Source organism: Cellulomonas sp. P2_B4 (genome assembly GCF_056404795.1).
Map to the genome: position 1 here is coordinate 279,014 of NZ_JBFUDI010000006.1, position 21,124 is coordinate 300,137.

Here is a 21,124-nt window from a genome sequence, read left to right on the forward strand (position 1 = left end):
GTAGGATGTCGGTCGTGACGACGCGGAAGTACACCCAGCAGGCACGCGCAGCGGCCGCCGACGAGACCCGTCGGCGGATCCTCGATGCGACGCGCGACCGCCTGCGCGCCGCACCCACCGAGCCGCTGAGCATCGACAGGGTCGCCCAGGCGGCCGGCGTCGCCCGTTCGACCGTCTACCTCGTCTTCGGGGACAAGGCGGGTCTCTTCGAGGCACTCGGCCAGGACATGCTCGTGCGGACCGGGTTCCAGCGGATCGTGGACGCGGTCGCGCTCCCGGACGCGCGCGAGGCGGTCCTCGAGGCCCTGCGGGCGGCGGCGTCGGTGTACGCGTCGGAACGGGACGTGTCCCGCACGATCTACTCGATGTGGTCGCTCGACCCCGAGTCCGTGCGGCGCGCGTTCGAGGTGGTCGAGCGCGGCCGCGCCGAGGGCCAGCGCCGGCTCGCGGAGCGCCTCGCCGAGGAGGGGTACCTGGCGCCGGGGGTCTCGGTCGAGGAAGCGGCCGACGTGCTGTGGGTGCTCGGCGGTTTCGAGGCGTTCGACCAGCTCTTCACCGGCCGCGGGCTCACTGAGGCGGAGACGGCTCGGCGCCTCGGGCTGATGGCCGAACGGAGCCTCTGGGCCCGATAGGACGGACCACGGCACAGATGCCGCACAGCCCGGGCATCCCGCGCGGACAGACCCGCTCCGTAGACACGGGTGCATGAAGAAGCGCACCTCCGCATCGCCGGGGGTCCTCAGGATCTCGCTGACGTGCGTGGCTACCCGGCCGGTCTGCTCGACTGGCTGCAGAGCGTGCCAGGCGACCGGTTCGAGTACGAGCTGGACCTCCTGCTGCGGGCGTCGCAGGACGGGGACGGAGTCGAGGAGGTCCCCATCGAGACCGTCTATCTCGAGGGGAACGCGTCTTCGCACTTTCGCACGGTCAACTTCGCGGTCAACCGCTGCCTGGTCTCCGCGCGGGGGCGGGAGAAGCCGCTACGCGCAGCTGCCGCTCAGTGCTGGACCTGGGCAGCCACAAGCCTCGCCGCCAGCCACGGCCTTCTCGCCGCGATGACCGGCCTCGGGGCCTCGCTCCTGCCCGCCAAGGTCCTCACCGAGCTCGCCATGTTCGCCGCCGGCCACCAGCTCCAGCGCACGGTCGTCTTCGCGAAGCCGGTAGAGCATCGACTCCCGCACGACGATCGCGCTCAGGCCGACACGGTGGCGGCGATGACGCTCACCTCGATGAGAGCACCCGGCACGCCGAGGCCCGCCACGAGCGCGGCGGTGACGAGCGGAGGCGCGCCGGGCCCGGCGAGCAGCGGCGCGATCGCGCCGTAGGCCGCGCGCAGGTCGGCGTCCTCGTGGATGAGGACGGTCCACTGCACGACGTCGGCCAGCGAGGCGCCGACCGCCTCGAGCGCGGTCCGCACGTTCTCGACGGCGCGGACCGACTGCTCGGCGGCGTCTGCCGAGACGACGGCTCCGGTGTCGTCGACGCCGTTCTGGCCGCCGACGTAGATGGTCGTCGCGCCCGCGGGCACGACGGCGACGTGGCTGAACGCCGGGCTCACGACGAGACCGGCCGGTTGCAGACGGGTGATCTCCATGAATCCACCGTCCCACCGACCACTGACACGCACCCCCCGCGAGCGCGGCGTGCTCGGACCGGCAGGGTCAGCGCGCGTGGGCCATGTCGCCGACGGCCAGCCGACGCAGGACCTCCAGGACGACGGCGGCCGAGCGGTCGGCGGCGTCGTCGACGTGGGTCAGGAAGTCCTCGCCCGCGACGGGGCCGCACAGGTCGGAGATGCCGCGCACCGACAGGAACGGCACGCCGTACAGGTGCGACGTGTGGGCGAGGGCCGCGGACTCCATGTCGATCGCGACGGCGGTCGGGAACGCGGCCCGGATCCGCTCGACGCGGCTCGCGTCGATGAACGCGTCGCCCGAGAGCACGGTGCCGGTGCGCACCCGCAGGTCGACGGCCGCGCCGATGGCCGCGTCGTGCAGCACCTGCTCGGCCTCGTACACCTCGGGCATGCCCGGCACCTGGCCGAGCTCGTACCCGAAGGCGCGGGCGTCGGCGCCGGAGTAGACGTACTCGGAGCCGACGACGACGTCGCCGACCCGCACGTCGAGCCCGACCCCGCCCGCGCTGCCGGCGCTGATCACGGCCCGCGGGTGGGTGCCCTGGATGGCGACGGCCGCGGCGGTCGCCGAGTTGACCAGGCCGATCCCGCACTGCACGAGGAGCACCTGGCGACCGCCGACGGTCAGCAGCCGGTGCTCGGCGTGCCCCATCTGGGTCGGGTCGCCGACGACGTCCGCGCGCGCCATGAACGGCGCGGACTCGTCGGCCATGGCGGTCACGACGACCGCGTCGACGGCGATCATGCGGTGACGGTCGCCCACTCGTCGCGGGCCGCGAGGAACGTCCGCGCGGCGTCCTGGGCGCCCTCGAGCGTGTGGTTGGCGCCCCAGCCGCACTGCACCTCGTTCGCGGCGGGCACCTCGGTCGCGGTGAGGATGTCCTCGAGCGTCGACTGCACCAGGTCCAGCACCTCGTCGTACGTCCACACGCCCTGCAGGATCAGGTAGAACCCGGTCTGGCAGCCCATCGGCGAGAAGTCGACGACGCGCTCGGAGTGGTTGCGCGAGTGCTCGGCGAAGAGGTGCTCGAGCGAGTGGACGGTCGGCATCTCCAGGTGGGCGACGTTCGGCTGGGTGAACCGGATGTCGTACTTGGTCAGCTCGTCGCCGGCCGGCAGGCGCTTCGTGTCCGCGAGCCGGACGTAGGGCGCGACGACGGTGCGGTGGTCGAGGTTGAACGACTCGACGTTCATGCGGGGCTGGTTCACGGCTGATGTCCTTCGGTGAGCTCGGGAACGACCATTGTCTCGCGATTCGCCAGGTCGACGAACTTCGTAGGATCGGCGGATGGCCATCCCCTCCTTCGTCGTCGACCTGCGCGCCGCCGTCGGTCACCACCCGCTCTGGCTGTCCGGCGTCACCGCCGTCGTGCTGCGGGAGGTCGGGGGCGTCGAGGAGGTCCTGCTGGTGCGGCGCGCCGACACCGGCGCATGGACACCCGTCACGGGAATCATCGACCCGGGCGAGCAGCCGGCCGTCGCGGCCGCGCGCGAGGTGCTCGAGGAGGCGTCCGTCGTCGCCGTGCCGGAGCGTCTGGCGTGGGTCAACACGCTCGCGCCGATGCGGTACGACAACGGCGACCAGGCGCAGTACCTGGACCTCACGTTCCGGTTCCGCTGGGTCTCCGGCGAGCCGACGCCGGGCGACGAGGAGAACACCGAGGCCGCGTTCTTCGCGCTCGACGCGCTGCCGTCGGTGTCGTCGCAGATGCGCGCCCGGATCGAGAGCGCGCTACGGCCCGACGGGCCGGCCGACTTCGAGTTCTGACGGCGTCATCTGCTGCGTGCCGAGCACCCGTAGCAGCGCGAGCGCCTCCGCCTCCGGCGACCCGGGCTCGGCCGAGTAGACGATGACCTTCTGGTCGCAGTCCAGGACGTGCAGCGAGTCGCAGTCGAGCGTGATCGGCCCGAGGCTCGGGTGCTCGATCGTCTTGCGGGCCATCCGCCAGGTGCCCGTCGCGCCCGCGCGCCACAGCTCGTCGAACGCCGGGCTGTCCCGGCGCAGCTCGCTGACCAGCGAGCGGACGCTCGGGTCGTCGGGGTAGCGGGCAGCGGTCGCGCGCAGGCTGGCCACCGACTGGGCGGCGGTCTCGGCGTGCTCCTCCGGCGACATGGCCACGCGGCTCATCCGTGGGTCGGGCGTGCCGAGGAACCGCTGCCAGATGATGTTGCGCTGCCGACGAGGCACGGCCGACCAGTCACCGAGCAGCGCGGCCGCCATCGCGTTCCACGCCACGATGTCGCCGCGGGCGCTGAGCACCATCGTCGGCAGGTCGGCGAGGCGGTCGAGCAACCGCTGGACGCTGGGTCGCACGTGCTCGTCCACGCGCCCGGGCAGCGGCGGCGGGCTGCCGGCCAGGTGGAACAGCTCGTCGCGCGCGTCGTCGTCGAGACGCAGCGCCCGGGCCAGCGCCGTGAGCACCTGCGTGGACGGCTGCGGGCCGCGGCCCTGCTCCAGCCGCACCACGTAGTCGACGCTGACCCCGGCCAGCTGGGCGACCTCCTCGCGACGCAGGCCGGCGACCCGACGACGGTTGCCGGCGGGCAGCCCCACGTCCTGCGGCGTCAGCGCGGTGCGTGCTCGGACGAGCACGCGGGCCAGCTCGGGTCGGTCCATCGCACCAGGATGCCTCGTCGCGGGCCGCGCAGCCTGGGACTGCCGGTCCTACGGTCCGCTCGTCCTGGATCCGGCGCTGCGGGACCCGCACGGTGGAGCCATGACAACGACATCCACCACCATCGCGCTCGTCACGGGCGCCACCCAGGGCATCGGCCGCGAGACCGTCCGTCGGCTCGCCGCGCTCGGCTGGACCGTCTGGCTGGGCGCCCGCGACGCCGAACGCGGCGCGGCCGTCGCGGCGCAGATCCCCGGCGACGTGCGCGTCGTCGCCCTCGACGTCCTCGACGACGCCTCGGTCGCGGCGGCCGTGTCCACGGTCGGGGAGGCCTGCGGGCGGCTCGACGTCCTCGTCAACAACGCGGGCGTCGCCGGCGGACTCGTCGCGCCCCGCGAAGCCGTCGCGGCACAGTTCATCCCGGTGTACGGCGTGAACGTCCTCGGGCCCGTGCGCACCACGCACGCGTTCCTGCCGCTGCTCGACCGCTCGTCGCAACCGCGGGTCGTCATGGTGTCCAGCGGCATGGGCTCGTTCGGGGTCACGACGGACCCGCAGCGTCTCGAGTCCAGCCTGCTCGGGCTCGCGTACCCGTCGTCGAAGGCGGCGTTGAACATGATCACGTCGCAGTACGCCAAGGACCTCAGCGGCTATCAGGTCAGTGCCGTCGACCCCGGGTACACGTCGACCGGCCTCAACGGGTTCCGCGGGACGCAGTCGGTGGAGCAAGGCGCCGAGTCGACCGTCCGCGCGGCCACGCTCGAGCCCGGGGCGCCGACCGGCACGTTCACCGACGCGGCGGGGCCGGTGCCCTGGTAGGCCTCGTCGTCAGCGCGCCAGCCGCTCGATGATCCCGCCGTAGACGCTCGGCAGCCCGGCCGCGAGGGGCACGATGCTGCGCCGCAGCGGCGACCCGGCCGCCGCGAGCAGCCCGCTGGTGATCATCCGGTAGTCGCGGGTGGCCGCCGTCCAGGCCTTCTCGTAGGCGGCCGACGAACGCTCGACGTCGGGCCCGAGCGTGCGCACGGCGGCGGCCGCCTGCGCGAGCCCTACCCGGACGCCCTCGCCCGTCAGCGCGTCGACGTAGCCCGAGGCGTCGCCGACGAGGCGCACGCGGCCGGCCGTGCGCGCACGCGTCTTCTGCAGCAGCGGTCCGGCGCCGCGCGGCGGCCCGAGGGTCGGCGCCTCGCCCAGGTGCCGGCGCAGGGCGGGGAACGTGTCGAGGTTGCGGTCGTAGTCGTGGTGCGGCGGTCCGAGCAGGGCCACGCCGACGACGTCGTTCGACACCGGCGTCACGTACGCCTCGACGTGCCGGCCCCAGTGCACCTCGACCAGGTCGCTCCACGGCGCGACGCGGTAGTGCCGCCTGATCCCGTACCGGCGGTCCTGCGGGTTCTTCACAGGCCGGTTGAGACCGACCTGCCGCCGGACGGTCGAGTGCAGCCCGTCGCAGGCCATGAGCCAGCCGGCCCGCACACCCGCCGCGGTCACCGACTCGTCGTCCTGCGCGACGGTGTCGACCTTGCCGGCCAGCACCTCGACCCCGAGCTCCTCGGCACGGATGGCCAGCGCGAGGTGCAGGGCCGTGCGGCGCACGCCGAGACCGGCGCCTCCGGTGAACAGATGGTCGGCGGCGCGGTCGCCGCAGATGTACCGGATCCCCGTGAGCTCGTGCCCGGCCGGGTGCACGCCGAGGCGATCCAGGGCCGCCACGGCGCCCGGCATGAGGCCCTCGCCGCAGGCCTTGTCGATGGGGGTCGCGCGGGGCTCGACGACCACCGTGCGCAGACCCGCCAGCCGCGCCTCGATCGCCACCGCGAGCCCGACCGGTCCGCCCCCGGCGACGAGGACGTCGACGTCAGGTCTCATGCGGGTGCCGCCACGGACCGCAGGGCGCGCTCCTCGGCAGGGATGCGGAAGCCGAGCAGGAGGATCGCGTTGAGCACGGTGAAGGCGAGCGCCGTGACCCAGGCCGTGTGGACCAGGGGGAGCGCGGCTCCCTCGACCGCGACCGCGACGTAGTTCGGGTGCCGCAGCCAGCGGTACGGCCCGCGGTGCACCAGGTCCACGCCCGGCACCACGATGATGCGGGTGTTCCACAGGTTGCCCAGCGTCGCGATGCACCACCAGCGCAGCGCCTGCGACGCCAGGACCAGGACGAACGCGGTCCAGCCGAGGACGGGCAGGAACGGGCGGTCGGCCACCTGCACCTCGACGAGGCAGGCGATCAGCAGACCGGTGTGCAGGGCGACCATCGGCGGGTAGTGGCGCTGGCCGCTCTCGACGCCGCCGTGCGCGAACGCCCAGGTGGCGTGCCGCTTCGCGACGACGAGCTCCGCGAGCCGCTCCACCCCGACGGCGAGCACGAGGACGGTGTACCAGGTCATCGGGACCCGCCCTCAGCCGGCCAGCGCAGCAGGACCAGCTCGGCGCAGACGCCCGGTCCGAACGCGAACAGCACGCCGACCGACCCGGGCAGCTGACCGCCGACGGCGAGCTCGTCGGCCAGCACGTGCAGGACACCCGACGACGAGAGGTTTCCGGCGCGCGCGAGCGACGCCCAGCTCGCGGCCAGTGCCTCGTCGGGAAGCCCGAGCGCCCGCGCCGCGGACTCCAGGATCCTCGGGCCGCCGGTGTGGGCCACCCAGGTGCCGACGTCGCTCACCTTGAGCTGGTGGGCGGCGAGCAGGTCCACGACGTCGCGGCCGACGTGCTCCTCGACGATGTCGGCCATGCTCGGCGACAGGACGATCCGGAACCCGCTGCCCCCGATGTCCCAGCCGAGCTGGTCGAGCGTGTCGGGGTAGAGCGCGCTGCGGGTGTCGACGACCTCCACGCCGGGCTCGGGTCGACCGGCACCGACCATGACGACGGCCGATGCGCCGTCCCCGAAGAGACCGCTCGAGACGATGTTGGCCATCGAGGCGTCGCCGTGCTGCAGGGTCAGCGAGCACAGCTCGACCGAGACGAGCAGCGCGACGTCCTGCGGGTGGCCCTGCAGGTAGTCGCGCACGCGCGCGATCCCGGCCGCGCCGCCCACGCACCCCAGGCCGAACACCGGCACGTGCTTGACGTCGGAGCGCATGCCCAGCCGGTCCGCGAGCAGCACGTCGATCGAGGGGGCGCCGATGCCGGTGACGGAGGTGAACAGGAGGTAGTCGACGTCCGTCGCGGTCAGGCCAGCCTCCGCGAGTGCGCGCCGCACGGCTGCCGCGGCGAGGTCCGTGCCGACGCGCAGGAACGCGTCGTTCGTCGCGCGGAAGGTGGTCAGCGACGCGTACTCCTCGAGCGCGAGCGCGTGGTGCCGGGTCTCGATCCCCTCGGCGGCGTGCACGCGCCTGATCGTCGGCCAGAGCCGTTCGTCGTCGGTCAGCAGGGGCGCGAGCATGTCGGCGATCTCCGCCTGCGTGTGGACGTGCTCAGGCAGGACGGCGGCGACCGAGGCGATTCGCACCATTCGCGCATCGTGTCATGAGGGCGGTGCCGCCCGCTGGACGGAGGTGCGTGCCGCACGGGACCTGCGACGATTGCGAGCCGAGCGAGGGAGCGGGATGGTCGACGAGCAACGGACGGGCACGCGTCACGTGCGCGACCTCGCCCGGGCGTGCCACCCGGGTCCGACGGTCGCGGTCACCGCGTTCGCGGTCGCGATGGCCGCGGGCGCCGGTGCCCCGGTGCTCACGACGGTCCTCGTCGGGCTGGCGATCTTGACCGGCCAGCTGTCGGTCGGCTGGTCGAACGACTGGATCGACGCGGGCCGGGACGCCGCCGTCGGCCGGACCGACAAGCCCGTCGGGGACGGCCGCCTGAGCGTCGCCTCCGTGCGCAGGGCCGCCCTCGTGGCGCTCGCGGCCTGCGTCGTCCTGTCGATGTCGCTGGGCTGGCGGGCCGGGCTCGTGCACCTGGCCACGGTCGCGTCGGCGTGGTCGTACAACCTGCGGCTGAAGAGCACCGTCTGGTCGTGGGCGCCCTACGCGTTCTCGTTCGGGTTCCTGCCCCTCGCCATCGCGCTCGCCCTGCCGGGCCACCCTGTCGCGGCGTGGTGGGCGGTGCTCGGCGGCGCGCTGCTCGGCGTGGGCGCGCACGGCGCCAACGTCATCCCGGACCTGCAGGACGACCGCGCCACCGGCGTGCGCGGCCTGCCGCACCGCATCGGCGGCACGGCCACGAGCATCGGTTCCGCCGTCGCGCTCGTCGCCGCGACGGTCCTGGTGGTGCTCGCACCGCCGGGCGATCCGTCGATCGGCGCCGCGGCGGCGCTCGTCGTCGCGCTCGGGCTGACGATCCTGGGCACGACGGTGGCGCTGAACGGCGGCCGCAACCGGCTGCCGTTCACGGCCGCGATCGCGGTGGCCGGCGTCGACGTCGTCCTGCTGGTGCTCTCCGACTGGGTGGTCTCGCGCTGAGGGTCCGCCCGCTTGACTTCGAGCGCGCTCGAAGAGGCAGGCTGCCTGATGTTCGTCCTCTCGTCGAAGGAGCTTCCCGTGCGCGTCGGTATCCATCTCATGCGGTTCGACTCGGTGCCCGCGTCGGCCATGCGCCAGGAGCTCGCCGACACCGCCGTCGCGGCCGAGGAGGCCGGGGTCGCCTGGGTCTCCGTGATGGACCACTACTTCCAGATGATGGCCGCCGGGTTCCCGCGCGAGGACCCGATGCTGGAGGCGTACACGACGCTCGGCTACCTCGCGGGCGTGACGTCGAGGGTGCAGCTGGGCGTGCTGGTCACGGGCGTGACCTACCGCTACCCGGGGCTGCTCGCCAAGATCGTGGCCACGCTCGACGTGCTCAGCGGCGGGCGGGCGACCCTCGGCATCGGCGCCGCCTGGTACGAGGAGGAGCACCGGGCGTTCGGCGTGCCGTACCCGGCGCTCGCGGAGCGGTTCGAGCGGCTCGAGGAGACGCTGCAGATCTGCCGCCAGATGTACGACCCGACGAACGACGGCCCGTACGACGGCACCCACTACCAGCTGGCCGAGACGCTCTGCTCGCCGATGCCCCTGCACACCCCGGAGATCATGATCGGCGGCGGGGGAGAGAAGAAGACCCTGCGGCTGGTGGCCCAGTACGGGGACGCGTGCAACCTGTTCGCCAGCACTCCCGAGGCGATCGCGCACAAGCTCGACGTGCTGCGCGCGCACTGCGCCGACGTGGGCCGCGACCCCGCCGAGATCCGCGTGACCATGCTGCACGGGGGCGACGCGCTGCTGGCGGGCGACGTCGACGCTTTCGTCAAGGAGATCGAGCCCTACCGGGACCTCGGGGTGGAGACGGTGATCCTGCGGCCGCCGGCCACGAGCCTGTCGGCGTGGGTCCGCGACCACGTCGCGCCCGCGGTGGGGCCGCTCGCCGAGCTCTAGGCCCAGTGGCTCGGCGGTGCCCCGAGGCGCTCCGGCAGGCGGGTCGCCGCGTCGCCGCGCGCTGAGGCGACCTGGTTCGGGGTGACGAAGAACGCCGTCGACAGGTCCGCGCCGCGCAGGTCCGCACCGCGCAGGTCGGCGCCGAGCAGGTCCGCCTCGCGCAGGTCCGCGCCACGCAGGTCGGCGCCCAGCAGGCTCGCGCCGCGCAGCTCGGCGGCGCGCAGGTCGGTCAGCCGGCGCCCCGCCAGGTCGGCCCCGCGCAGCACCGGTCCGCTCGGTCGGGCGAGTGCGAGCACCCGATCCACGAGGGGGCCGACGAGGCCTGGGAGCGCCATCGTGTCAACGGTGCGCAGGGCGTCCACGTCGTCCGTCAGCCCGGTGATCTCGTCGGCCAGCGCGGCGATCTCGTCGTGCACCGGTGCCGCTGCGGCGATCTCCAGGGCCGCGGTGAGGTACCAGAGCATCTCGTGCAGGTCCCGGGCGGTGGCGAAGTCCGCGAACATGTCGGAGGCCAGGGTCGGATCGTCCCGCCAGGTGCGGCCCCCGTAGAGGTCCTGGGTGACGTGCTGGCCCGCGCCGAAGCACTGGTAGACGGTGCAGCCCGACATCCCCCGCTCGCGCAGCTCGGGGTGGATGCCGCAGCGGTAGTCGCCCTGCAGGTTCCGGCACGGCGTTCCCGCCGGCTTGTCGAACGCGAAGTCCGACGAGGGGGCGAACGCGTGCGCCACGCAGCACAGCCCGACGCATCGCTCGCAGTCCGCGCGCAGGTCGAGGGTGCGTCGCCCGTCCGCCTCGATCACGGCGCCTCCGTCGGTGGTGTCACGGTCCGCAGTCTGCGGCACGAGGTGGCCGCAGGGCGAGCGCGATCCGGCGTCTGCCCGTGGCGGATCTGCCGACGGCAGACCCGGGGGCTCCGGCGGCCGAGCGCGTGCGACGGTCGGAAGGTCAGCCCGACCGACCCCGGGAGGTTCGCATGTTCCCCACAGCCCGCACCGGCGCGCCGCCCTCGCTGCGCCCGTTCGACGACGACCTGGCCACCCGGCTGCTGCACCAGCGCATCGTGGTGCTCGGCCAGGAGGTCGACGACCCGGTCGCCAACCGCATCTGCGCGCAGCTCCTGCTGCTGTCCGCCGAGGACCCGCGCCGCGACATCGCGCTCTACATCAACTCGCCCGGCGGCTCGATCAGCGCGGCGCTCGCGATGTACGACACCATGCGGCTCATCCCGAACGACGTCTCGACGCTCGCGATGGGGCTGGCCGCCAGCGCGGGCCAGTTCCTGCTCAGCGCCGGGACGCCCGGCAAGCGGTACGCGATGCGGCACGCACGCGTCCTCATGCACCAGCCCTCGGGCGGCATCGGGGGCACGGCGGTCGACATCGCGATCCAGGCGCAGAACATGGCGCACGTGAAGCGCACCATGCAGTCGCTCACGGCCGAGCACACCGGTCAGTCGGTCGAGACGATCGAGCGCGACGCCGACCGCGATCGCTGGTTCACCGCCACCGAGGCGCTCGAGTACGGGTTCGTGGACAAGGTGGTCGAGCAGCTCGACGACGTCCGACCGGACAGCCCCCGGAAGGTGGGTCTGTGATGGCGAGCTACACGATCCCCGTCGTCGTCGAGCAGCGACCGAACGGCGAACGCGCCTCGGACGTCTACTCGCGGCTGCTCGGCGACCGGATCATCTTCCTGGGCACCGAGATCGACGACGGCGTGGCCAACGTGGTGATCGCCCAGCTCCTGCACCTGCAGTCCGAGAGCCAGGACTCGCCGATCCACCTGTACATCAACTCGCCCGGCGGCTCCATCACGGCGCTGCTGGCCGTCTACGACACCATCCAGTACATCAAGCCGACCGTCGCGACCTTCTGCCTCGGGCAGGCGGCGTCGGCCGCGGCAGTGCTCCTGGCCGCCGGCGCCCCGGGCAGCAGGCACGTGCTCGAGCACTCGCGTGTGCTGCTGCACCAGCCGTCGGGCGGCGGCGAGGGGACGGCGGCCGACCTGGAGATCCAGGCGCGCGAGGTGCTGCGGCTGCGCGAGGAGGTCGAGCAGATCCTGCACCGGCACACGGGCCAGCCGCTGGCCAAGCTCCGGCTGGACACCGACCGGGACCTGATCCTCACCGCGCAGCAGGCGGTCGACTACGGCCTGGCCGACCGGGTGGTGAGGACGCTCAAGGAGCTCCCCGCGGCGATCGCCGGGTAGCGAACGGCAGCGGCGGCGCGGTGGTGCGAGGTGGCGGTGTCAGGCCGCGAGCAGCACCGCGCCGACGTCCGACGCGATGCCCAGCTCGGCGACGGGCATGTCGGCGGGTGCCCGGCCCGACAGCTGGGTGACGGTCGCCAGCGCGTGCTCGGTGCTCGTCGCGACGAGGTCCGCCTCCGCCGGTGCGGTCAGGTCCACCACGACGCGCCCCTCCGCGCGGGCCAGCTCGGCGTGCGCGGCGCCGACGAGGTCGACCAGGCGCAGCCCGAGCGCCCGGCAGACGGCCACGAGCACCTCCGAGGACGGCTCCTTGCGACCTCGCTCGACCTCGGAGAGATACGCCACCGAGACGCGGGCGCTCTCCGCGACGTCCCGCAGCGTGCGGCCCTGGTCCTCGCGCCGCGTCCGCAGGATCGCGCCGACGAGGTGCCGCAGCAACGGCTCGGTCGCCCGGGAGCGCTCGGGCACGACGGCCGGCCGCAGCGTGCTGGTCGGGTGCGTCATCGGGGCCTCCGGTGAGTGGTCGGGTCCTCGTCACGGTAGCCCGCGATCGGCTCGGGAGGCTCGACGATCCCTTCTGCCGTGAGCGGACGAGGGTGGTCAGGTTCGTCGGGAAGCCACGAAGTAGGCCTTGCCGGGGGCCTCAGGACGAGACGTCCGCCGTGGTGAACCGGCTCCACGCGAGCGCGCCGAAGATGACCACCCACGCGGCCTGCAGCGCGAGCCCCTGACCGAGCACGCCCCAGTCGGGCTCCAGGCGGAGGAACTCCGCGAACCCGAGCCAGTGGTGCGTCAGCAGCGCGGGCGCGATGGCGTGCAGCGACGGGAGCTGGTCCAGGACGCCGGACACGATCGCCACGACGACGGTGGCGGCCATCGCGCCGACGGGCACCTCGGTGAGCGTCGAGAAGAACAGCCCGACCGCGACGAGGCCGGTCATCGACATGGCGACGTAGGCGACCACGCCGGCCACTCGCACCACCCCGTCGAGCAGCGGCACGGTCGTGCCGGACAGCAGCGTGATGTCGTGCAGACCGAAGAAGACCGCGCCCGCGACGAGGCCGACGATCGCGATCGACAGCACGGCCGCGCCCGCGAACAGGAGCGCGCCGAGCGCCTTGACACCGAGCAGTCGGGTGCGGGACACGGGCACGACCAGCAGGTACCGCAGCGTGCCGGCGGAGGCCTCGCCCGCGACCGAGTCGCCGGACGCGATGCCGATGGTCAGCGGCAGGAGGAACGGCAGGCACAGGAACAGGGACGCGATGACGAGGAACAGCCCGTTGCCGGTGACGTTGCCGATGAACCCGGGCCCCTGACCCCCGAGGGCGCTGTCCCGCGTGACGAACAGGACGAGCCCGAGCAGCAGCGGCACCATGGCCAGGCCGACGAGCAGGACGATGTTGCGTCGACGTCCGAAGACGAGGCGCAGCTCGCTGCGCGCCAGGCGGCCGAGGGCGCCGGGGACGGACGGGATGCGCGGTGCCTCAACGAGCGACATCGAAGCCCTCCCCGGTCAGCTCGACGAAGATCTGCTCGAGGTTGGGCCGGCGAACGTCGAGGCCGAGCAGGTCGATGCCCGCGTGCACGATCGCGGCGGACACCTTCTCGGGCGGTGTGTCGTCGAGGAGCGCGGCGACCGTGGTCCCGTCGACGGACACCTCCGCCAGACCGAGCCCGGTGAGCACCTCGGCGGCGGCACCGACGTGCTCGGCGGACGTCTGCACCAGGATCCGGGCGGCGCCGCGGGCCGTGAGCTCGCTGCGGTCGCCCTGCAGGAGCAGCCGGCCGCGGCCCATGATCCCGATGTGCGAGCAGACCTGCTCGATCTCGGCGAGCAGGTGCGACGACACCAGCACGGTGGCTCCACCGTCTGCGAGCTCGCGCACCAGGTGCCGGACCTCGCGCGTGCCCTGCGGGTCGAGGCCGTTGGTCGGCTCGTCCAGGACGAGCAGCTCGCGCGGTCGCAGCAGCGCCGCGGCCAGCCCGAGCCGCTGCTTCATGCCGAGGGAGTACTGCCGGTAGGGCTTGGTCGCCGCCGCGGACAGGCCGACGCGTTCGAGTGCCTCGTCGGACCTCGCCCTCGACGACCGCGGGTCGGCCGTGGCGTCGCTCGCGTCGAGACGGGCGAGGTTCGCACGCCCGGACAGGTAGGGGTGGAAGGCCGGCCCCTCGACCAGGGCGCCCACGCGCGGCAGCACGTCGGCCCCGGCCTCGGGCATCCGACCGCCCAGCAGCACGGCGTGTCCGCTCGTCGGCCGGACCAGGCCCAGCAGCATGCGGATCGTCGTCGTCTTGCCGGAGCCGTTCGGACCGAGGAACCCGTAGACCGCGCCGCGCGGGACGCGCAGGTCGATGCCGTCGACCGCCACCTGCCCGGACCGGAAGCGCTTGGTCAGGCCCTCGGTGCGGATGGCGAGGTCGCCCGGCGCCGCACCTGGGAGCGCGGCGTCGGGCGACGAGAGGTCAGCCACGGGCCAGGGCCTGCAAGGACTCGCCGGGTACTGCGCCGACCAGCACGCGGCCATCGTCCGTCACCAGCACGGACAGCAGCGCCGAGCTCAGCAGGCGCCCCTCGGGGACCGCCGTCGTGAGCTGGTCGTACAGCGCGGAGGTGTCGAGCGAGCCGAGCGGCGACCCGCTGCCCTCGGGCGGGGCGAACTGGTCGTAGAGCTCCTGGGCGCCCTGCGAGTCGAACGTCCGGTCAGGCTTGGGCAGCGTCGCGGCTGCGGACGGGTCGCCGGCCAGGAGGCCCGGGACGTCGAGCCCCGACGCCTGCACCACCGTGTCCCAGCCCATGCCGGACACGGTCACGCCCTCGGGCAGCCCCTCGGGCACGGCCGGGGTGTCGGCCGGCTCCTCGGGCAGAGGGACGACGACGTCCTTGGTGCTGGCCCCCGGAGGCGCCGAGAAGGCGAGCACCGAGTCGGCGGGCGTCCCGAAGGTGACGTCGGTGAAGCCGAGCTCGAGCGCGGGCGTCTTCGCGTCCGCCCGGCTCCAGACCTGCAGCCGCAGCGGCGTGCTGGTCTTGGCGTCCACGGCCACCACGATCCTCCCGATCAGGGTGGTCTGGCTCTTCGGGGTGACGACGAGCTGGTAGGCGTCGCGTCCCGCGACCTTCGTCTGCGAGTCGAGCGAGACCGTCGAGAACAGCTTGGCCATCGCGACGGCCTGCTGCCCGGCCTCGGCGGGCGTCGGCAGGTCGCCGGACACCGGGACCTCGCCGGCCTCGGCCTTCGCGGCCATGTCGTCGTACCGGCCGACGTCCGCCGGGTCGATCGAGTAGTGGACGACCGCGTCGTCGGTGCTCGAGTACGTCCACGCCTCCGGCCCGTCCTGGACCACGGAGTACTCGGACGTGTCGCCCAGGAGTGCCACGCGGGAGCGCTCGGCGCCGTCGGTCCACACGCGCATGGTCGAGCTGCCGCCCAGCAGCGCGACGGGGTTGGCGCCGCTGACGTCGCTGAACGGGAGCTCGGGCAGGCCCAGGCGGGCCGTGTAGACGACCGTGCCGGACAGCGGCTGGTGGTCGGCGGCGGCCACCTGCGCCGCGAGCTGCTCGGGGGTGATCGTCGGCAGGCCGGCGGTGTCCGCGTTGGCCAGCAGCGGTGGTGCGGCGAACGCGATCCCGACGGCAACGGCGGCGACCACGGGGACGCCCCAGCGGGCGCGGGTCGACAGGGTTCGGCGTGGTCGGGTGCTCGTCTCAGGCATCTGCTGCTCGGTCATGGCTCCACTGTGCGCCATGGTCGCTGAGCGGACGCTGAGAGCGCCTGTGAGCCCTCGGCCGTTCGTGTGCCGTGCCGGGTGGCATGCTCGCCACATGCGGGTTCTCGTGGTCGACGACGAGCGGGGGCTGGTGCGCGCCCTCAAGCGGGGCCTGACCGCCGAGGGCTTCGTCGTGGACGTCGCGCTGGACGGAGACACCGGGCTCGAGCTGGCCTCCGGGAACGACTACGACGCGATCGTGCTCGACGTGATGCTCCCGCGGCGCAACGGCTACGACGTCGTGACCGCGCTGCGCGAGCGCGACGTGTGGACGCCCGTGCTCATGCTCAGCGCCAAGGACGGCGAGTACGACGTGGCCGACGGGCTCGACGTGGGTGCCGACGACTACCTGACCAAGCCGTTCGCGTTCGTCGTGCTGGTGAGCCGCCTGCGTGCCCTGCTGCGGCGGCAGGCGCAGGTGCGTCCGCCGATCCTGACGGTCGGCGAGCTGGCGCTCGACCCGGCGACCCGCCGGGTCACCCGCGCGGGCGAGGCCGTGCCGCTGACCACCCGCGAGGTCGCCCTGCTCGAGTACCTCATGCACCACGCCGACCGCGTCGTCGGCAAGGTCGAGCTGCGCGACCACGTGTGGGACGGCGACGGCGACGACGTGAACGTGGTCGAGGTCTACGTGTCCTACCTGCGCCGCAAGCTCGGCCGCGCGTCGGTGGAGACGGTCCGGGGCGCCGGGTACCGCGTTGCCGGCTAGGCGCCCCTGATGGGCCTGCGCCGACCGAAGCACCCCTCGCACGGCCCGTCGCTGCGGATGCGCCTGACGCTCATCGCGTCGGGCGCGCTGTTCGTCGCGCTCGTGGTGGGGGCGTTCGCGCTGACGACGGTGCTGAGCCGGACCCGCATCGACGCGCTCGACACCGTCGTGCGGGACCGCGTCGCCACGGTGGCCGCTCTGGCGGAGAGCGACCAGCTGCCCGACGCGTTGCCCGTCGCGGAGCCCGGGGAGATCGTGCAGCTGCTCGACGCGGACGGCGGGGTGCTGGCCACGTCGCCGAACGCGAGCCGGACCCTGCCCGTCGTGCCGCTCGACGCCCTCGACGTCGGCCCGGGCACGACCGTCGGCAGCACCGCCGCCAGCGCGTACGACGACGAGGCGCGGATCGCGTCCCGCTCGGTCACCTACCGGGGCGAGCCGGTGACGGTCGTCGCGACGGTGCCGATCGCCGAGGTCCAGAGCGTGATCGACGCCCTGCGGCTGGCGCTCGTCGTCGTGGTCCCGCTGCTCACGCTCGCGCTCGCGCTGGTCGTCTGGCTGATCCTCGGGCGGGCGCTGCGGCCGGTCGAGGAGCTGCGCCGGGGCGCGGCGCAGGTCGCGTCGACGGGCGGGCCGGGGTCCCTGCCGGTGCCGTGGCGCGACGACGAGCTGGGCTCGTTGGCCCGGACGCTGAACTCGATGCTCGACCGGCTCGACGCCGGAGCGGCGCGGCAGCGGACCTTCGTCGCCGATGCCGCGCACGAGCTGCGCTCACCGCTGGCCACGCTGCGCGCGAGCATCGAGGTGGCGCGCCTGCATCCGGACTCCTACGACACCGCCGAGCTCGCGGGAGACCTCGAGGCGGAGGTGCTGCGGATGCAGGCGCTCGTCGACGACCTCCTGCTCCTCGCGCGGGTCGGGTCGGCGCCGTCCGCGCGCACGGACGTCGACCTGGCGAAGGTGGTGCACGACGTGGTCCCGACGACCGCGGTGAGCCTCGTGGTCCAGGGCTCGGGGCGCGCGTTCGCGGGGGAGACGTCGGTCGGGCGCGTGGTGCGCAACCTCGTCGACAACGCCGTGCGGCACGCGTCCGCGCAGGTCACGGTCACGGTCTCCGACGGGCTCGTGCAGGTGGATGACGACGGCGCGGGGCTGGCCGAGGGCGACTACGAGCGGGTGTTCGAGCGGTTCGTGCGGCTCGACGACGCGCGCGAGCGGGACGCCGGCGGCAGCGGGCTCGGCCTGGCGATCGCCCGGGAGGTCGCCCGCGAGCTGGGCGGGGACATCACGCTGGCCCGGTCGCCCCTGGGCGGCCTGCGCGCGGAGCTGCGGCTGCCGACGACGAGCACGACCTGACCGACGGTCGGCACCGACGGTCCACCGCCGGGTGTCAGCCGGCCGAGGCATCGAGTGTGAGCGAGTCGACGCGACGGTGCCCGTGCGGGCCGTCGGACCCTCGTCGTACCGTGGTGCGAACGATCCGTCGGAGGTGACCCGTGCGCGAGACCGACCCGAGCAGCGAGACGAGCCGGCGAGCCGTGCACGACGTCCCGCTGGACGTGGCCCGCTACCTGGTCGAGCGCGAGGAGCGGCGCGACCGCGCCGAGGCCGAGCAGTCCGGCGAGCCCGACCACGAGCCGGGCGAGTCCGACCAGCTGCCCACCGGGCCGACGCCGATGGCCGGGCGGATGCAGTTCCGCTCCGCGTGGGTGGACCGCGTGGTCGACCAGGCGATCGCACGCGGCGAGTTCGACAACCTGCCCCTGGCCGGCAAGCCGATCCCGGGCATCGGCGCGCGGCACGACCCGGACTGGTGGCTCAAGGCGCTGATCGAGCGCGAGCAGATCTCGGGCGTGCTGCCCGAGGCGATCCAGCTGCGCAAGGACGACGCCGCGCTCGACGAGCGGCTCGACGGTCTGCGCGACGAGGCACGCGTGCGTGAGGTCCTCGTCGAGTTCAACGCCCGGATCGTCGCGGCGCGCCGGCAGCTCATGGGCGGCCCGCCGGTGGTGACGCCGTTGCGGGAGGTCGAGCGCGAGGTGGCCGCCTGGCGCGCCCGACGCGTCACGCCCGCGCCGGCGCCTCGGGCCGAGACGCGCAGGCGTTCCTGGTGGCGTTGAGGATTACTCGCGGTCCTCGAGCGCCGGCAGGATCGTCGTCGGGATGGCGAACGCCAGGCCGATGACGAGGATCCCGGCGACGAACAGCCAGGCGCCCCAGCTGTAGTTGAACGCGATGGTGAACAGGGCCAGCCCGCCCAGGAACAGGATCATCGGGAAGACGAACGAGATCGCGCGTCCCGGGGACCTGGTCTCGTCCTCACGGTGCTGGATGAGGGGCTGGCTCATGTCGTCCTCCGGTCTGGTCCGCGCGCTCGTGCGCTGTGCGACGGGAGTCAGCCTAGCCAGTGTTCGGGGTGCCCGACACGGGCACCCCGAACGAGCCGTTCAGTCCGCCCAGTTCCAGAACGGGCGCACCTCGAGCGTGCCGAACCGGGCCATCGGGTGGTCCGCGGCGACCTTGATCGCCTCGTCGAGGTCCGCGCACTCCAGCAGGTCGAACCCGGCGATCTGCTCCTGGGTCTCGACGAACGGGCCCTCGGTGACGAGCAGCTTGCCCGAGCGCACGCGCACGGTGCGCCCGTCCTGCGGCGCCTGCAGCCGGTCCCCGTCGCGACGGCGCCCTGCCGCGTCGTTCTCCTTGACCCAGGCCTCGATGTTGTCGTCGGCCGCCACGTAGGCCTCTGCGGTGGGGTCGTCCCAGACGAGCATCAGGAACTGCATGGTGTCCTCCAGTAGGGGTGTCGCATGTGATCCAACACCCCCACGACGCAGACCCGCACCCGGGATCGACACTCCAGGTCCGACGAGTTTTCAGCGCATCGGACGGGCGCGCGGGGCGCGGTGGCCGAACCGGGGTGCCGACGAGGCCTGCGTGAGCTCGATGAGCCGGACGACGCGCTGGCGCTGGCCGGCCCACGGGGCGAGCAGCTCGAGCATCCCCGCGTCATCGGTCCGGCGGCCCGTGAGCGCCCAGCCGACCAGGTGCGCGAGGTGGAAGTCGCCGACCGAGACGGCGTCGGTGTCGCCGAGCGCGCGCGACGAGACCTCCGCCACCGTCCACGGTCCGATCCCGCGCACGGTGAGCAGCCGGCGGTAGGCCTCGGCCATCGGCAGGTCGACGGACTCCTGCAGCCGCGCCGCGACGGTCGCGGCCCGCTGGACGGTGCCCGCGCGCTGCTGGTCCACGCCGGCCCGCCGCCAGTCCCAGACCGGCATCGTGCGCCAGGTCGTCGCGTCCGGCGGAACGCGCAGAGAGCCAGGTCCCGGGCCGGGGGCCGGGGTCCCGTGCTGGCGCACGAGGGTGCGCCACGACGCCTGCGCGTCGAGGCCGACCACCTTCTGCTCGAGGATCGCCGGGACGAGGGCCTCCAGCACGTTGCCCGAGCGGGGGATGCGCAGGCCCGGCAGGCGCCGGTGGGCGTCGTGGACCACGCGATGGAGACGGGAGTCGAACCCGTCGCCCGAGTCGCGGGCGCCGAGCAGGTCGGGCGTCCCGGCGAGCGCGCGTTCCGCGCCCGGGCCCCACACGGTCACGTGGACGCCGTCGGCGCGCTGGTGGAGGTGGCGCGTGGCGGGTCCGTCGGCGGTGCGGGTGGCGTGCCAGATGCCGCCGTCGGGGGCGAAGGACCAGGCCGGGTCGCCGCCGCCGCGGCGCAGGCTGCGCAGCGTGAGCCGGAGGTCCGGGGGTGCCGCGGGCCGGTAGACGCTGGTCAGCGGCGCGTCGTCCAGCTGCGGCTCGCGCGGCTGCGCCGGGTCGGCGACGAAGGCGGCGGAGCTCACGCCTCAGTGTGCGCCGTCCTCGTCGGAAAGCGGGTACGCGTGGGCCCCGCAGGGCAGGATGCCCGCATGACCATCCGCACCGGGATCTCCGGCTGGCGCTACCCGCCGTGGCGCGGCGCCTTCTACCCGGCGACGCTCCCGCAGCGCAGCGAGCTGGAGTACGCGTCGAGCAGGTTGACGTCGATCGAGATCAACGGCTCGTTCTACGCGCTGCAGAAGCCGGAGAACTTCCGGACCTGGGCCGCCCAGACGCCCGACGACTTCATGTTCTCGGTCAAGGCGCCGCGGTTCATCACCCACATGAAGAAGCTGGCGGACGTCGACACGCCGGTCGCCAACTTCCTGGCCAGCGGCGTGCTGGCGCTCGGGCCGAAGCTGGGGCCGATCCTGTGGCAGCTGCCCCCGAACCTCGGGTTCGACGCGGGGCGGCTCGAGGCCTTCTTCGCCCTGCTGCCGCGGAGCACAGCCGCGGCCGCGGAGCTCGCGGCGTCCCACGACGAGCGCCTCGACGGTCGCGCCTGGACGACGACCGACGCCGACCGCCCCCTGCGGCACGTGCTCGAGGTGCGCCACGCGACGTTCGAGACCCCGGCGTTCGTCGACCTCGTGCGCGCGCACGGGATCGGGATCGTCGTCTCGGACGCCGACGGGCGCTGGCCCGTGATCGAGGACGTCACCTCCGACCTCGTGTACCTGCGGCTGCACGGCGCCGAGGAGCTCTACGCGAGCGGCTACGACGACGAGGCCCTCGACCGCTGGGCGGCGCGCGTGCGGGTCTGGGCGTCCGGCGGGGAGCCGGCGGACGCGAAGCGTCTGGGGCAGCCGGGCCCCACCGTCGACGGCCGTGACGTGTTCGTCTACTTCGACAACGACATCAAGGTCCGAGCCCCGTTCGACTCGATGGGGCTCGCGTCGCGCCTGGGGATCGGCCCGACATCCTCCTGAGGACCGGCGCGGGGCACGCACCCCGCCGGGTGGCCGCCTCGGCG

The 21,124-nt window shown here is 73.7% G+C and carries 26 protein-coding genes; 11 read left to right on the forward strand and 15 right to left on the reverse strand.

From position 1 onward, the window contains the following. Nucleotides 1–14: 14 nt before the first annotated feature. A complete protein-coding gene (locus AC1DZC_RS12710; RefSeq protein WP_477043530.1) occupies nucleotides 15–632 on the forward strand; it encodes a TetR/AcrR family transcriptional regulator in 618 nt (205 codons plus the stop codon). Between the two features lie 560 nt (nucleotides 633–1,192). Here the strand turns inward: AC1DZC_RS12710 and AC1DZC_RS12715 are convergent. The 3 genes from AC1DZC_RS12715 to AC1DZC_RS12725 form a co-directional block, all read right to left on the reverse strand. Further along, nucleotides 1,193–1,594 (reverse strand): RidA family protein, encoded by a 402-nt coding sequence (locus AC1DZC_RS12715; RefSeq protein ID WP_477043531.1) that lies wholly within the window; start codon nucleotides 1,592–1,594, stop codon nucleotides 1,193–1,195. A gap of 67 nt (nucleotides 1,595–1,661) precedes the next feature. After that, nucleotides 1,662–2,381: a 5'-methylthioadenosine/adenosylhomocysteine nucleosidase gene (locus tag AC1DZC_RS12720; protein ID WP_477043532.1), complete on the reverse strand. Its 720-nt coding sequence runs from the start codon at nucleotides 2,379–2,381 to the stop codon at nucleotides 1,662–1,664. After that, nucleotides 2,378–2,830 (reverse strand): S-ribosylhomocysteine lyase, encoded by a 453-nt coding sequence (locus AC1DZC_RS12725; RefSeq protein WP_477038833.1) that lies wholly within the window; start codon nucleotides 2,828–2,830, stop codon nucleotides 2,378–2,380. The genes AC1DZC_RS12720 and AC1DZC_RS12725 overlap by 4 nt, the downstream gene beginning before the upstream one ends. A 94-nt stretch (nucleotides 2,831–2,924) precedes the next feature. On the opposite strand from AC1DZC_RS12725, the gene AC1DZC_RS12730 reads away from it, so the two are divergent. Beyond that, a complete protein-coding gene (locus AC1DZC_RS12730; protein WP_477043533.1) occupies nucleotides 2,925–3,404 on the forward strand; it encodes an NUDIX hydrolase in 480 nt (159 codons plus the stop codon). On the opposite strand, the gene AC1DZC_RS12735 is transcribed toward AC1DZC_RS12730, so the two are convergent. Then, nucleotides 3,369–4,253, reverse strand: a complete 885-nt coding sequence (locus tag AC1DZC_RS12735; protein ID WP_477043534.1) for a helix-turn-helix transcriptional regulator — start codon at nucleotides 4,251–4,253, stop codon at nucleotides 3,369–3,371. The two genes, AC1DZC_RS12730 and AC1DZC_RS12735, sit on opposite strands and share 36 nt — an antisense overlap. Before the next feature lie 100 nt (nucleotides 4,254–4,353). Between AC1DZC_RS12735 and AC1DZC_RS12740 the strand changes: the two genes are divergently transcribed. After that, the gene (locus AC1DZC_RS12740; RefSeq protein ID WP_477043535.1) at nucleotides 4,354–5,070 is read left to right on the forward strand and encodes an SDR family NAD(P)-dependent oxidoreductase; all 717 of its coding nucleotides are present in this window, start codon (nucleotides 4,354–4,356) and stop codon (nucleotides 5,068–5,070) included. Between the two features lie 9 nt (nucleotides 5,071–5,079). Here AC1DZC_RS12740 and AC1DZC_RS12745 read toward each other — a convergent pair whose 3' ends face one another. From AC1DZC_RS12745 to AC1DZC_RS12755, 3 genes are read right to left on the reverse strand one after another with little or no spacing between them, the layout of a single operon-like run. Then, nucleotides 5,080–6,120 (reverse strand): NAD(P)/FAD-dependent oxidoreductase, encoded by a 1,041-nt coding sequence (locus tag AC1DZC_RS12745; RefSeq protein ID WP_477043536.1) that lies wholly within the window; start codon nucleotides 6,118–6,120, stop codon nucleotides 5,080–5,082. After that, entirely contained in the window at nucleotides 6,117–6,638 is a 522-nt protein-coding gene (locus tag AC1DZC_RS12750; protein ID WP_477041010.1) for an isoprenylcysteine carboxyl methyltransferase family protein, read from the reverse strand. The genes AC1DZC_RS12745 and AC1DZC_RS12750 overlap by 4 nt, the downstream gene beginning before the upstream one ends. After that, nucleotides 6,635–7,708 (reverse strand): type III polyketide synthase, encoded by a 1,074-nt coding sequence (locus AC1DZC_RS12755; RefSeq protein ID WP_477043537.1) that lies wholly within the window; start codon nucleotides 7,706–7,708, stop codon nucleotides 6,635–6,637. The genes AC1DZC_RS12750 and AC1DZC_RS12755 overlap by 4 nt, the downstream gene beginning before the upstream one ends. A 94-nt stretch (nucleotides 7,709–7,802) precedes the next feature. Between AC1DZC_RS12755 and AC1DZC_RS12760 the strand changes: the two genes are divergently transcribed. After that, nucleotides 7,803–8,657 (forward strand): UbiA family prenyltransferase, encoded by an 855-nt coding sequence (locus tag AC1DZC_RS12760; RefSeq protein ID WP_477043538.1) that lies wholly within the window; start codon nucleotides 7,803–7,805, stop codon nucleotides 8,655–8,657. Between the two features lie 78 nt (nucleotides 8,658–8,735). Then, complete coding sequence (locus AC1DZC_RS12765) at nucleotides 8,736–9,608, forward strand: LLM class F420-dependent oxidoreductase (RefSeq protein ID WP_477043539.1); 873 nt, start codon at nucleotides 8,736–8,738, stop codon at nucleotides 9,606–9,608. Here the strand turns inward: AC1DZC_RS12765 and AC1DZC_RS12770 are convergent. Continuing rightward, nucleotides 9,605–10,408: a pentapeptide repeat-containing protein gene (locus AC1DZC_RS12770; protein ID WP_477043540.1), complete on the reverse strand. Its 804-nt coding sequence runs from the start codon at nucleotides 10,406–10,408 to the stop codon at nucleotides 9,605–9,607. The two genes, AC1DZC_RS12765 and AC1DZC_RS12770, sit on opposite strands and share 4 nt — an antisense overlap. 173 nt (nucleotides 10,409–10,581) lie before the next feature. Here AC1DZC_RS12770 and AC1DZC_RS12775 point away from each other — a divergent pair, with 173 nt between their 5' ends. Next, nucleotides 10,582–11,202 carry a ClpP family protease gene (locus tag AC1DZC_RS12775; protein WP_477043541.1) on the forward strand — a complete coding sequence of 207 codons (621 nt, stop codon included), beginning with the start codon at nucleotides 10,582–10,584 and terminating at the stop codon, nucleotides 11,200–11,202. Continuing rightward, nucleotides 11,202–11,816, forward strand: coding sequence for a ClpP family protease (locus tag AC1DZC_RS12780; RefSeq protein ID WP_477043542.1), 615 nt, complete (start codon nucleotides 11,202–11,204; stop codon nucleotides 11,814–11,816). The genes AC1DZC_RS12775 and AC1DZC_RS12780 overlap by 1 nt, the downstream gene beginning before the upstream one ends. Nucleotides 11,817–11,855: 39 nt before the next feature. Here AC1DZC_RS12780 and AC1DZC_RS12785 read toward each other — a convergent pair whose 3' ends face one another. The 4 genes from AC1DZC_RS12785 to AC1DZC_RS12800 form a co-directional block, all read right to left on the reverse strand. After that, a complete protein-coding gene (locus tag AC1DZC_RS12785) occupies nucleotides 11,856–12,320 on the reverse strand; it encodes a helix-turn-helix domain-containing protein (RefSeq protein WP_477043543.1) in 465 nt (154 codons plus the stop codon). Between the two features lie 139 nt (nucleotides 12,321–12,459). Further along, entirely contained in the window at nucleotides 12,460–13,317 is an 858-nt protein-coding gene (locus AC1DZC_RS12790) for an ABC transporter permease (RefSeq protein ID WP_477041002.1), read from the reverse strand. Beyond that, complete coding sequence (locus AC1DZC_RS12795; protein WP_477043544.1) at nucleotides 13,304–14,290, reverse strand: ABC transporter ATP-binding protein; 987 nt, start codon at nucleotides 14,288–14,290, stop codon at nucleotides 13,304–13,306. Before AC1DZC_RS12795 ends, AC1DZC_RS12790 begins: the two co-directional genes overlap by 14 nt. Continuing rightward, nucleotides 14,283–15,545, reverse strand: coding sequence for a LolA family protein (locus tag AC1DZC_RS12800; RefSeq protein WP_477043545.1), 1,263 nt, complete (start codon nucleotides 15,543–15,545; stop codon nucleotides 14,283–14,285). Before AC1DZC_RS12800 ends, AC1DZC_RS12795 begins: the two co-directional genes overlap by 8 nt. 94 nt (nucleotides 15,546–15,639) lie before the next feature. Here AC1DZC_RS12800 and AC1DZC_RS12805 point away from each other — a divergent pair, with 94 nt between their 5' ends. The 3 genes from AC1DZC_RS12805 (at nucleotide 15,640) to AC1DZC_RS12815 (ending at nucleotide 18,413) form a co-directional block, all read left to right on the forward strand. Further along, complete coding sequence (locus AC1DZC_RS12805) at nucleotides 15,640–16,293, forward strand: response regulator transcription factor (protein ID WP_477043546.1); 654 nt, start codon at nucleotides 15,640–15,642, stop codon at nucleotides 16,291–16,293. Nucleotides 16,294–16,302: 9 nt separating this feature from the next. After that, complete coding sequence (locus AC1DZC_RS12810) at nucleotides 16,303–17,649, forward strand: ATP-binding protein (protein ID WP_477040998.1); 1,347 nt, start codon at nucleotides 16,303–16,305, stop codon at nucleotides 17,647–17,649. A 140-nt stretch (nucleotides 17,650–17,789) separates the two neighbouring features. Continuing rightward, the gene (locus AC1DZC_RS12815; RefSeq protein WP_477043547.1) at nucleotides 17,790–18,413 is read left to right on the forward strand and encodes a DnaJ family domain-containing protein; all 624 of its coding nucleotides are present in this window, start codon (nucleotides 17,790–17,792) and stop codon (nucleotides 18,411–18,413) included. A 3-nt stretch (nucleotides 18,414–18,416) separates the two neighbouring features. On the opposite strand, the gene AC1DZC_RS12820 is transcribed toward AC1DZC_RS12815, so the two are convergent. The 3 genes from AC1DZC_RS12820 to AC1DZC_RS12830 form a co-directional block, all read right to left on the reverse strand. After that, a complete protein-coding gene (locus AC1DZC_RS12820; protein WP_477040996.1) occupies nucleotides 18,417–18,641 on the reverse strand; it encodes a hypothetical protein in 225 nt (74 codons plus the stop codon). A 99-nt stretch (nucleotides 18,642–18,740) separates the two neighbouring features. Continuing rightward, nucleotides 18,741–19,076 (reverse strand): YciI family protein, encoded by a 336-nt coding sequence (locus AC1DZC_RS12825; protein WP_477040995.1) that lies wholly within the window; start codon nucleotides 19,074–19,076, stop codon nucleotides 18,741–18,743. A 90-nt stretch (nucleotides 19,077–19,166) separates the two neighbouring features. Then, nucleotides 19,167–20,135: a DNA-3-methyladenine glycosylase family protein gene (locus AC1DZC_RS12830; protein ID WP_477043548.1), complete on the reverse strand. Its 969-nt coding sequence runs from the start codon at nucleotides 20,133–20,135 to the stop codon at nucleotides 19,167–19,169. Between the two features lie 66 nt (nucleotides 20,136–20,201). Here AC1DZC_RS12830 and AC1DZC_RS12835 point away from each other — a divergent pair, with 66 nt between their 5' ends. After that, nucleotides 20,202–21,080: a DUF72 domain-containing protein gene (locus tag AC1DZC_RS12835; RefSeq protein WP_477043549.1), complete on the forward strand. Its 879-nt coding sequence runs from the start codon at nucleotides 20,202–20,204 to the stop codon at nucleotides 21,078–21,080. Nucleotides 21,081–21,124 lie beyond the last annotated feature (44 nt).